General features: G+C 33.7%; 9 protein-coding genes. 3 read left to right on the top strand and 6 right to left on the bottom strand.

All coding sequences use genetic code 11. The features are described 5' to 3' along the window. Positions 1-216 precede the first annotated feature (216 nt). Entirely contained in the window at positions 217-2,697 is a 2,481-nt protein-coding gene (locus tag QO182_RS01965; protein ID WP_371559665.1) for a zinc-dependent metalloprotease, read from the top strand. Positions 2,698-2,771: 74 nt separating this feature from the next. Next, positions 2,772-3,062 (top strand): hypothetical protein, encoded by a 291-nt coding sequence (locus tag QO182_RS01960; protein WP_371559664.1) that lies wholly within the window; start codon positions 2,772-2,774, stop codon positions 3,060-3,062. 173 nt (positions 3,063-3,235) lie between these two features. Here QO182_RS01960 and QO182_RS01955 read toward each other — a convergent pair whose 3' ends face one another. Continuing rightward, positions 3,236-4,588: a TIGR00341 family protein gene (locus QO182_RS01955; RefSeq protein ID WP_371538652.1), complete on the bottom strand. Its 1,353-nt coding sequence runs from the start codon at positions 4,586-4,588 to the stop codon at positions 3,236-3,238. Beyond that, on the bottom strand, positions 4,569-5,759 hold the full coding sequence (gene nhaA / locus QO182_RS01950; protein ID WP_371559662.1) for a Na+/H+ antiporter NhaA: 1,191 nt from the start codon (positions 5,757-5,759) through the stop codon (positions 4,569-4,571). The genes QO182_RS01955 and nhaA overlap by 20 nt, the downstream gene beginning before the upstream one ends. 635 nt (positions 5,760-6,394) lie before the next feature. On the opposite strand from nhaA, the gene yaaA reads away from it, so the two are divergent. Beyond that, positions 6,395-7,153: a peroxide stress protein YaaA gene (gene yaaA, locus QO182_RS01945; RefSeq protein ID WP_371538649.1), complete on the top strand. Its 759-nt coding sequence runs from the start codon at positions 6,395-6,397 to the stop codon at positions 7,151-7,153. Positions 7,154-7,275: 122 nt separating this feature from the next. Here yaaA and QO182_RS01940 read toward each other — a convergent pair whose 3' ends face one another. From QO182_RS01940 to QO182_RS01925, 4 genes are read right to left on the bottom strand one after another with little or no spacing between them, the layout of a single operon-like run. Further along, positions 7,276-8,862 carry an MDR family MFS transporter gene (locus tag QO182_RS01940; RefSeq protein ID WP_371538647.1) on the bottom strand — a complete coding sequence of 529 codons (1,587 nt, stop codon included), beginning with the start codon at positions 8,860-8,862 and terminating at the stop codon, positions 7,276-7,278. A 1-nt stretch (position 8,863) separates the two neighbouring features. Continuing rightward, complete coding sequence (locus tag QO182_RS01935; RefSeq protein WP_371538646.1) at positions 8,864-9,943, bottom strand: HlyD family secretion protein; 1,080 nt, start codon at positions 9,941-9,943, stop codon at positions 8,864-8,866. Positions 9,944-9,954: 11 nt separating this feature from the next. Then, positions 9,955-11,286 carry a TolC family protein gene (locus QO182_RS01930; RefSeq protein ID WP_371559659.1) on the bottom strand — a complete coding sequence of 444 codons (1,332 nt, stop codon included), beginning with the start codon at positions 11,284-11,286 and terminating at the stop codon, positions 9,955-9,957. Next, positions 11,276-11,908: a TetR/AcrR family transcriptional regulator gene (locus tag QO182_RS01925; RefSeq protein WP_371538643.1), complete on the bottom strand. Its 633-nt coding sequence runs from the start codon at positions 11,906-11,908 to the stop codon at positions 11,276-11,278. Before QO182_RS01925 ends, QO182_RS01930 begins: the two co-directional genes overlap by 11 nt. Positions 11,909-12,104 lie beyond the last annotated feature (196 nt).

Genomic DNA, 12,104 nt, shown 5'->3' with positions numbered 1-12,104 from the left:
TATTATAAAGCAAATATCGCAAGTATTATGTTAATATAAAATCTGAAACTTGCTCCATTGTAGTATTGAAAGAGCATTAACTAAAAAAACACGTTCAGTCTACGTAAAATGGACTCTTGTACAGTTGTTAATTATAAGTTAAATGTGCTTATTAAAACGATTATAGAGAGGCTTAAAATTATTTTTGGTGCTGATTAATCATTAAACAACCATTAAATGAAGAAAATATTCATTTTAAGTACATTGGCTGCTTTTATATTTGCACCAAGTCTAGCATTCGCCCAAAAAAAGTGGCACATCGATCAGAAAAAGAATAAAAAAGCAGAAGTCGTTGCTCCAGCCGAGAAAAAACCAGAGGCAACAATTAAACCCTATGATAAGGTAATTACTAAAGGTGCTGTCTCAGATGACGGTTTGTTTACAGTGCATAAAGTAGATAAAAAATATTATTTTGAAATCCCCAATAAATTATTGGATAAGGATATGCTTTTAGTCAGCAGACTATCGAAGTTACCTTCTAATTTGGGCGGTGGTTATGTTAATGCGGGTTCAGAAACAAACGAGCAATTGGTTGTTTGGCAACGTTTCCAAGATAAAATTTTAATCAAATTAAAGTCTTATACTGCGGTGGCCAATGATAGTTTGCCAATTAGTATTTCTGTGAGAAACAATAATTACGAACCCACTCTTTTCGCCTTTGATATTGTTGCTTTCAGTAAAGATTCAGCTAATACGGTGATTGATGTAACCAAATTTTATGGAAGTGATGTTAAAGCTATTAGTGGATTATCGGCTAATATGAGAGAAGCTTATAAAGTAAAAGGCATGGATGACTCCCGCAGTTTTATTACTGCTATGAAAAGTTTTCCGATGAATATTGAGGTAATTCAGGATTTTACATATAATGCGGGTAAACCTCCCGTACTTGAAGATACGGAAACGATTAGTATCCAGATGAACCAATCGATGATCTTACTCCCTGAAAAAATGATGCAACCTCGTCTCGCCGATGCAAGGGTGGGCTGGTTTACCATGAGTCAATATGATTATGGAAGTGAGGAGTTAAAATCAGATAGTAAAACGTACATCCGTAGATGGCGATTAGAACCAAAAGATCCTGAGGCTTACGCCAGAGGGGAACTGGTAGAACCGATAAAGCCTATCGTATATTACATTGATCCCGCCACACCAGAAAAATTACGTAAATACATCAAACAAGGTATTGAAGAATGGCAAAAACCATTTGAAACGGCAGGTTTTAAAAATGCTATTATCGCCAAAGATCCACCAACAAAGGAAGAAGACCCTGATTTTAGTCCGGAGGATATGCGCTATTCTGTAATACGTTATGTAGCTAGCACAACGCGTAATGCAGTAGGGCCGAGTGTTTCTGATCCCCGCACGGGAGAAATAATTGAGAGTGACGTAATTTGGTACCACAACCACCTGCGCTCGTACCGTAATCGCTATTTATTAGAAACAGGAGCTGCTAATCCATCGGCACGAACACTAAATACTAGTGATGAGGAAATGGGCGAGATGATGCGTTTTGTTATTGCTCATGAAGTAGGACATGCACTTGGTTTTCCACACAATATGGGAGCGAGTTGCGCCTATGATACCGAGAATTATAGAAATGCAGCTTTTACACAAAAAAACGGAATAGCAGCGAGTTTAATGGATTATGCCCGTTTCAATTATATAGCGCAACCAGGAGACGAAGGAGTGCGCTTTATTCGTCAAATGGGACCGTACGATCATTATGCAGTAAATTGGGGCTACAGAGTAATTCCTAACTCGGTTTCTCCAGAGGCAGAAGTACCTACTTTAGATAAATGGATTCTGGAAAAAGCGGGAGACCCAATGTATAAGTTTGGTAAACAAAGTAGCAGTTTTGATCCTACTTCACAGACAGAAGATATTGGGAATAGCTCGATGAAAGCGAGTAGCTACGGCCTTAAAAATTTAGAATACGTTGCGACACATTTGTCAGAATGGACTAGTGATGTGACTAATAGTTACGAGGATTTAGATGAATTATATAAAGAAATGCTGGATGTCTGGAGCAGGTACGTAGGTCATGTTGTTACCAATGTGGGGGGCGTATTTGAAGATACTAAAAAGCCAAATCAAAAAGGGGTTATTTATACGGTCGTTCCTAAAGCACAGCAGCAAGAAGCGATGCAGTGGTTGCAAAAGAATGCTTTTGCTTCGCCTACTTGGTTGGTGAATGTGAAGACTTTAAGAAATACAGATTATTCTGGTTATACAGATCGTTTTAGAAATTTACAAGCAAGACATTTGAATAATGTCTTGAGTTTTGATCGTATTGGGCGATTAATGGATGCTGAAATTTTAGGAACAGCTAATTATACTGCTTTGGATTTACTTCGTGATATGCGAAAAGGAATCTGGAAAGAAGCTAGTACTGTTACAACAGTGTCAATTTACCGCAGAAACTTACAACGTGCCTATATTGAAAGAATGGAATACCTTATGACGGAGGAAATTAAACCGAGTCGTTCTGGAGATTATTACAATGTATCACAATCTGATGTTAGAGCTTTAGTAAGAGGTGAGTTAACAAACTTAAAATCGGTATTGGGAACAGCAAAGAATAGCGCTGTAAGCACAGAAACTAAATACCATTATGCGGATTGTATTCAACGAATCGCTTTGATTTTAGATCCTAAATAAAGAAAAAAATAGACATAAAAGAGTCTCACATTAGAAATGCCCCAAAAAGTTAGCAACTATTTGGGGCATTTTTTATGGAAAGAAAAGTTAAGAATATTTACACCTTTAAACTTGAATGTGTGCAATCGGTTTTAGACGAACATCAATCGTGCGGTGTTGTTTTTCAAAGCAAAACGGACTTTCAAAATCCCAACTGCAAAAAGGGATTAGATTATGCAATTAATACGGAGGCAATAGGTTATCGCTTTCTAAAAACAGAATCTGTTCCATTGATTTTAAAATCATTATCACCAGAATATCTATCTTTAAGTAAAAGCTGTTTGTTGTATACTATTAGAATCTACTATTATAAAATGGAAGAATGATTTTGCTAATTTGAGTATTGAAGGATTTAAACCAACAGGCAGCCCCAAATTTATGTCTAATTTTAAACGCAAAAACCACAAATCTTATAAGCTATTAAGGTGAAAAGAAGCACTTCTTATAGAAAATGAAGCTTTACGATGTGAACTTTTTTAGGTCTAGTATCTAAATAATCTTATTTTTTAACGACTCCTTTTACTTCTATTTTATTAACCGATTTGATAGGTTGCCTGTAGACTTCAACATCATCTTTAACTAAGCGTTTTTGTAACCACAGAGATAATTTCTCTTCGGAGGTTTGCGGAAGGCCCTTTATACTTTTGTAGATTAATACGGGTACCGTTTTAGTGCTGTCTGTACTTTCATTAAAAGTATGATTGGACATTGAAATATTATTTACCTCAGGAAACAAGATTTGTATTTCAGCTAATAAGGCTTTATTGTTGTACTTGTTTGCGGTAAGCTGATTTTTCAGGCTCAAAATTGAAACGTCTTTTTGACTTAGTTGTGATTTGTTAAAATTAATTTCGTTTAGGATGTCACTTTTAAGATCTGTTGTGTCTTGCATTATAACAAGCTTAGTATTATTTATATCGTACTCTGTAAGTTTTTGATTTAATTTTTTAATTTCAGCTGCACTATATCTTTTTGAAAGAAATCCAAGTTCCAGTTTTTTTGGATTTTGATTGAATTTGGTTTTCTTATACAAAACGGCAATTCCTTTATTTGAAAACTCATTTTCCGTGAAAAGATCAACCTGGTGTTGGTATTTTTTTTCTTCAATTAATTGGTAGGCAAAATAGATGCTGGGTAAGATTAATACAGTGATCAAACCTGAAATAATATACTTCACCTGTTTTTGTGCTTTCTCATCTAGTTGCCTTTTGATAGGGTAGTTTAAATATTTTACGATGAAAAAAGTAGAAATGCAAATGAACACACAGTTGATAGAGTACAAATACATGGCGCCAAAAAAGAATTTAAAACTCCCTAATGCCAGACCATATCCTGCGGTACATAGCGGTGGCATAAGCGCTGTTGCTATGGCAACACCAGGTATAGGATTCCCTTTTTCTACTCTTGTTATGGCAATCGCACCAACCAAACCACCAAAAAAGGCAATAAGAATGTCGTAGATATTGGGTGAAGTTCTAGATAATAATTCGGGTTGCGTTTCTTTAAATGGGCTGATATAAAAATAGAGGGTAGAAACCACGAGACCAACAAGGGTCGCAATCAGTAGGTTTTTTAAGGATTTCTTCAGTAAATTGAAGTCGTAAACACCTAGTCCAAAACCGGCTCCTATAATGGGACCCATTAACGGCGATATTAACATCGCGCCTATTATCACGGCGGTAGAATTTACATTTAATCCTATAGACGCCACAACAATAGCACAAGCTAAAATCCATAAATTAGACCCTCTGAAGGAGATGTTAGACTTTACGAAGTCCAAGACTTTGTTCTTTTCTTCTTCTCCCTTGCTTAGGTTGATGTAAGCAAAAAGACTATTTAATATTGTTTTCATCAACGCCTTCTTTTAAAGTGTTTTTCAAAAAGAGGAAGCCTATTATTCCTGCTATTAAAGAAGAAAGAAGAATGATAAACTTAGCATTGCTAATTATAGTTTGGTCATCAAAAGCAAGTAACGTTATGAAGATAGACATTGTAAACCCAATACCTCCTAAAAATCCGACACCAATAATTGTTTTCCAATTCAAATCAGAAGGGAGTTTACAAATCCCCAAAGAGACAGCTAAAAGGCTAAAGACATAAATTCCCAATGGTTTACCTACAATTAACCCTAAAGCGATTCCAATGCTGTAATGCTGAGCGATAGTTTCTCCAATGTTTGAGCTGATAACAATTGCTGTATTGGCCAGCGCAAAAAGCGGAAGTATAAAAAACCCAACCGGTTTATGTAGAAAATGCTGTAAAATAGATGAGGTAGATTCCTTATCCCCATTCCCAAACGGGATAACAAAGGCTAATAATACTCCTGTAACAGTAGCGTGTATTCCTGAGTGTAGCATAAACCACCACATAATAACCCCACCAACAAGGTAAGGAATAAGACTTTTAACTTTCATACGATTAAGCACAAACAATACTAACATTGTACCTAATGCATAAAATAGATTAGCCCAAAGAATAGTTTTAGTATAAAATATGGCAATAACCATAATAGCTCCTAGATCGTCTATTACCGCTAATGCTGTTAAGAATATTTTTAAAGATAGTGGTACGCGATTACCTAATAAAGATAAAATTCCCAATGCAAAAGCAATGTCGGTTGCCATAGGGATACCAGCTCCGGCCTGTGCAATAGTTCCGTAGTTAAGCATTAAATACAGTCCTGCAGGAACAAGCATTCCTCCTAAGGCTGCAAATATTGGTAATAAAGCATCTTTTATGTTTGATAATTCACCTTCGTATATTTCTCTTTCTAATTCTAAACCAATTAATAAAAAGAAGATGGTCATTAATCCATCATTAATCCAGTATTCCAAACTTTCTCCTCCCAGTTTCATATGCCAGGTGTTAATATATTGCGTCCCAAATATTGAATTTGCCATAAACAAAGAAAATATGGTGCAAGCTATAAGTATAAGTCCAGTTGATTTTTCGCTTTCAAAAAATTCATTAAATAAATCTGAATTGTAAATGCGCTTTATTGTTTTTTCTATTTTTGTCTTCATGTATTCTTTTTACCCTAAAACCGGAAGAATTTCCGCTTTGTTACTAATTTAATGGACTAATTCTTAGATTTACAAAAATAGCTAAATAGTTACTAATCTCCTCCTAGAAATCCATAATATTATCAGAAGTTACGGTATTAACAATCCTAAAACAGGAATTTGAATTCTTTTTTTTTGATAATCGGATACTAATGCAAAGTGATTTTTATACGATTTAGTTGATAGGTTTCTTAAAAATGACATTGACAGAGTACTTATTTAGCAGGATATTAATAAAGAAAGTTAATCTAGATTGAATATTAGTAAGTCGGTTTGTGCATGTTACCCAATATGAAAATATGTTTGTTAAATTCATCAAATCCATTTTTAAAATAAGACCCGAGCGCTTTTTAATACTCTTCGCAAACTCACAACCAAATGTAATTAACTTGAGTTTGATGTGCTATCTCAAAAATGTAATCTATAAATAGCAGTAGTCTAATACAATTCAGAATCAAAAACTACATATTTAAATTTTGCTGTAATTTTTATTTTCTATCTCACCATTATACAAATCGATTTAGAAAGTTATGTTTACTGTTTTTCAATTTGTACTTTTGAGTTTGTATTAAAAAGAACCTGAAACAGGATTACTTATGAAAATTGTTATATCACCAGCCAAATCTTTAAATTTCGAGAAGGAACTACCTACTTCAAAATATACAGAATCTAGCTTCCTTAAAGAATCAAGACAAATCCAAAAAGTGTTAAAGCAGCAGTCGCCTAAAGAACTATCTGAATTAATGCATATTTCAGATAAATTAGCCGACTTAAACTGGAAACGCAATAAAGATTGGAAAACTCCTTTCACGACAGAAAATGCTCGCCCAGCGGTATATACTTTTGATGGTGATGTCTACACTGGATTAGATGCTTATACGATTCCAACAGATAAATTAGACTTATTACAAAATCAGTTAAGAATTTTATCAGGCTTGTACGGAGTTTTAAAACCGTTAGACTTAATGCAAGCGTATCGTTTAGAAATGGGAACGAAATTGCCTATTGGAGAAGCGAGTAATTTATATGAATTTTGGAAAGAGGACATTACTAAAAGCTTAAATAAAGAGCTTAAAGACGATGAACTGTTTGTTAATCTTGCTAGTAATGAATATTTCTCAGCGGTAAACGTAAAGGAATTAAAAGTACCAGTAATCACTCCTGATTTTAAAGATTATAAAGATGGAAAGTTAAAAATAATCAGTTTTTATGCTAAAAAAGCACGTGGTATGATGGTGCGTTATATTATTGATAAAGAAGCAGAAACAATAGAAGATTTAAAAGGCTTCAATTATGATGGCTATCAATTTGATGCAAATCTCTCAAAAGACAATCACCTAGTCTTCACGAGATAATGTACTGTTTGCGGTAAAAATATAAACCTATTTTAACTAAAAACTTCGCTAAGTCCGTTCTTTTTAAGAATGGTTTTAGCGAAGTTTTTTATAGCTATTTTACAAGCTTATAATCTATTTTTTTAATGCATTGCATCGGCCGGATTGATTTTGTTTTTACCTTTTTTGATTAAAAACACAATTGGGATACAGCATAAAAACATAATTCCTAAGTAACTAAAGATGTCCATGTAAGACAACACCGTACTTTGTTTCATCACCGAATAATCAATGGCTTGGTAGGCTTTCTTTAAGGCTTCATTTGTTGTAAAACCTTTAGCCATAAAACCTTGTTGCAGTAAGTGAACGCGTTCTTGAACTTGAAACTTACTAGCATCTAAGTGAGCTACTAGATTTACACGGTGTTCTTGACTGAAACGGGTAATAAATGTGGTGATAATTGCAATACCAAATGAGCCTCCTAATTGTCTCATCATTCCAGTAAAAGCAGCACCTTCACCAATATTTTTACCAGATAAAGTAGATAAAGACAAGGTCGTTATAGGTACAAAAAGTAATCCTAAACCAACACCTCTTAAAATCAATGACCAATACAAATGTTCCACTCCAGTATCTGGCGTCATAGCGCTACGCATCATATAAGTGAATATAAAAAATACTAAAAATCCAGCACCAACCATATATCCTTGAGGAACACCACGCTGAATTAATTTACCAATGATAGGCATCATAAAAGCGGTAGTAATAGATCCCGGAATTAAGAGCAATCCTGCATCAGTAGCGGTCCATCCTAAAACGGACTGCGTGTAGATGGGGATAATTAGCGTAGAACCGTAAAGTCCGAACCCTAATATAAAACTCATCAAAGTACCAATCCTTAAATTCCCATCTTTTAAAACACTTAGATTAACAATAGGATATTTATAGGTTAATTGCCTCCAAATAAATAAAATAAATCCAAAAAGTGAGGTAGCAGAAAGCGTTACAATCAGTTTGTTGTTAAACCAGTCATCTTGTTGACCATGCTCTAGAACAAATTGCAATGAGCCAATAAAAGTGGCCAGTAAAATAATTCCCCACCAGTCAACCTGATTAGATTTTAATTTCTCACCATATTTAGGACTTTTTACAAAACTTAATGTTAAAAGCGTAGCGATAATCCCTAAAGGAATATTGATGTAAAAAATGTAAGGCCATGAGAAATTATCAACTAGATATCCTCCTAATGGCGGTCCTAATGTAGGTCCTACAATTACACCCATTCCGTAAATTGCTTGTGCCATTCCACGTTTTGCAATAGGATAACTCTCTGTAATAATTGTTTGTGCAGTTACTAACAGCGCTCCACCCCCTAAACCTTGAATAAACCTAAAAGCTACTAGTTCCCATATATTAGTTGCATTTCCACATAAAAAGGAAGCGACAGTAAATATTATGATGGAAACAGCAAAATAATTACGTCTACCAAATTGTTGTGACAACCAGCTCGTCATTGGAATCACAATTACATTTGCAATAGCGTAGGCAGTAATTACCCAAGCAACATCTGTAAGTGTAGCACCAAGACTTCCTCTCATATTCGTTAGCGCAACATTGACAATAGTGGTATCTACAATTTCAAGCAAAGCACAAAGTACTGCTGTTACCGTAATAATAACCCTTCTAAAGCCATATTCTACTAAATCGTCTTCTCCTTGTCCTTGTACCATTTTATTTTATATGTACATCAACATCCACGTTCATACCTGGACGCAATAGTTTTATTTTTTCGATATCATTATCAGTGTCAATGCTTATTTTAACAGGTAAACGTTGAATTGTTTTTACAAAGTTACCAGTTGCATTATCAGGAGGTAAAATAGAGAAACGAGATCCAGTAGCGGGAGAAAATGAAGTAAGGGTACCTTTGAAATCATAATCAGGATAAGCATCCACTTTGATTGTTACTTTTTGACCCGTAACCATTTTGTTCAATTGCGTTTCTTTAAAATTAGCAACTACCCAAGCCTCATTGTTATTGATGATGTAAAAAAGAGATTGCCCTGGTTGAACTAATTGTCCTGGTTGAATATCAATTTTAGATACCTGACCGTCAATTGCAGCAGTAATTACTGTGTAGGTTAAGTTCAATTGTGCTGTTTCTAGCATTGCTTGTGCTCTTTTAATATTTGCAGCAGCAACATCTGTTTGTTTGTTAGAAACATTTCCTTTTGCTTTAATAACTGATGTTTGAAAAGAGCTAGCTTTTTCTTGTTGTTGTAAAATACGCACTTGGCTCTCTGCTTCTTGTTTTGTTGCTAAAGCTTGTTCATACTGTTGCTTAGTAATGGTGTGGCTTTTATATAAGTTTTCGTAACGAGCAAAATCACTTGTTGCTCGACCTAATCTAATTTTTGCAGTTTCGATATTTCCAGCAGCAGATTTTACATTTGCATCAGATACAGATACCGAAGCTAAAATACTTCCTGAATCAGCTTTTGAAACTTCAAAATTTCCTTCGGCTGCAGCCAATGATGCTGTTGCTTCGTCAATTTTTAATTGGTAATCTTTCTTATCAATAGTAAATAAAGTATCTCCTTTTTTTACAAAATCGTTGTCTTTAATAAAAACTTTTGATACATAACCAGAAACTCTAGGAATAATAGGGTTCATGTTTTTTTCAATCTGAGCATCATCAGTAGTTTCGTGAGAAAGTGAGTGAATATATTTATATGAACCATAAATAACACCTATTAACACTAATGAAGTAATTATTATGATAAACTTGGTATTGGTTTTTTTCTTTTCCATTTTAATGCTGATTATATTTTTGAAAGATTGAAGGTTTGGTTTAATTGTCCACTTACAGAAAGTAGTTCGTAATATTTTTGAATAACATTTGCCTTAGACAAAGTCTTATTGATTTTTGACTCTAATTGATCAACATCTGCTTCTAATAAATCATTGGTGTCAGATAATCCATTATCGTATTTATCTTTTATGATTCGGTAGTTTTCTGATGCTTGTTCAACGGCTTGGTTGTAAACAATATCTTGTTTTAAAGCTAAATCATAATCTTCTATTGCTTTTTGAACCTGAACTTTGATTTGGTCCGTTAACAATGCTTCGCGATTTTTAACCTCTAATGATTTGCTTTCGGCAATTTTTACTGTTGTACCGTTTTTAAGAATACCACTTAAGTCATAAGAAACGCCAACACCTATGTTCATAGCATTTTGAACTGTAATTACATTTTTAAGGTCTAAAGCAGTGTAACCACCTATGATTGCAATCGAAGGATAATAACCACTTTTAGCTACTTTTATGTAATCTAAACTAGCTTGTTGTTGTAAACGAACAGCTTCTAAATCTTTACGATTCTCAAATGCACTAACGTCAGACGTAGGAATGTTGTTCATTTCAAAATTAGCAAAGTCACTTTCATTAACGGTTAATTTTGTACTAGGATCCATTTTTAAAAGGTTCACTAATTCGAAGTTAATCACGTTTAAATTACTTTTTGCATTATCTAATGATAATTGCACTTTAGAAGCTTGTAATTGTGATTTAAGTAAATCATTACGCGGAATAATTCCGTTTTTTTCTAAAGCTAAAAAATCAGTAACACGTTGTTCAGCGCTTTTTTGATTTTCTTTTAAAAGCTCAACCGTTTTTTCTGCTTTATAAAGAGTAGCATAGTAATTCACTACTTGCATCGCTATATCTTCCTTAGTTTGCAGTGCATTTGCACTTTCGGCTTCATATAAATGATTATATGCCTTGATGTTGTTTTGAATTTTAAAACCAGCAAATAATGGCAAACTTGCATTCACTTGACCTAACAATAATTGGTTAGGAGCAGGAGTAGCTGTATCAGTACTGCTTGCATCCTTATTAAGTTTAAAATCCACCGAAGCATTCGTTAAATATTGGTACTGTCCTGAAATTTTAAAATCGGGATAGCTACTGTTTTTAACGGATTGTAACTCCTGTTTTTTAGTTTCTACTTTAGTATTGGCCAGTGAAACTTGGTTACTTTTCTCCCAAGCTAAATGAATGGCTTCATCTAATGTTAAACTTGTTTTCTCTTGTGCTTGTACTGAGGAAATCCCAATGAAGAAAATTCCAAAAAGCATGAATTGACTAACTTTCATATATAAGAAGTGCTTTGATTGTTTGTTGAATGTGTTTTGTCAGATTGGTTAATATGTAATTGTTGTATAATTCTTCGGTTGTAAGGTTTAATATTTCAACGAAATATTCTTTATTCATATGAAAATGAAAAAAAGTACCTAAAATTGTAGGGGTAATTAATTGAATTGAAACCTCTTTATTAAAAACGCCTTCTGCTTGACCTTGCTTAATAATTATTTCTAATGATTTAAGATTACTTTTCTTTAAATCATTAAAAGCCTTGACGTTTAAATCGCGCTTTTTAGTGGCAACTTCAAAATGTAATATTCTATAAATGCCTTTGTTAGCATTTATCTGATGAATGTAAATTTCTATCAGTTTATTAACCTTGTCAATAGGTTGGCCATTTTCGGTCAGTAAATTATCAATTAATAATTTTAAATTTGACGTCCTAAATAGTACCAGTGATTCTAATAGGCGTTCTTTTGATCCAAAATAATACGACACCATGGCAATATTAATCTTTGCTATCTTTGCTATCGTTCTAATTGAAGTACCATCAAATCCTTTCTCAGCAAATAGCGATTCCGCTACTTGGAGAATATGAATTTGTTTTTCGTTAAAATCAGGAATTCCAGACATAGGTGTTTATTATGTTGCAAAATTAAACAACCGTTTAAATTAAACGCTTGTTTAATTTTTATTTAACATAATATTAACAAGAGTATTGTCTGTTTTCTTTCGGATATGATTTAGAGCTTTATTCAGGTATGGAACTTTAAATCGTGTGAGAAAATAATTATGAAATTTCTATTTTGCCTGTAGGTTTTTAATATAT

It is taken from the genome of Flavobacterium sp. Arc2 (assembly GCF_041431385.1).
Classification (GTDB): Bacteria; Bacteroidota; Bacteroidia; order Flavobacteriales; family Flavobacteriaceae; genus Flavobacterium.
Note: the sequence above shows the minus strand (reverse complement) of the source record. Positions and strands in the feature narration are given on the sequence as shown.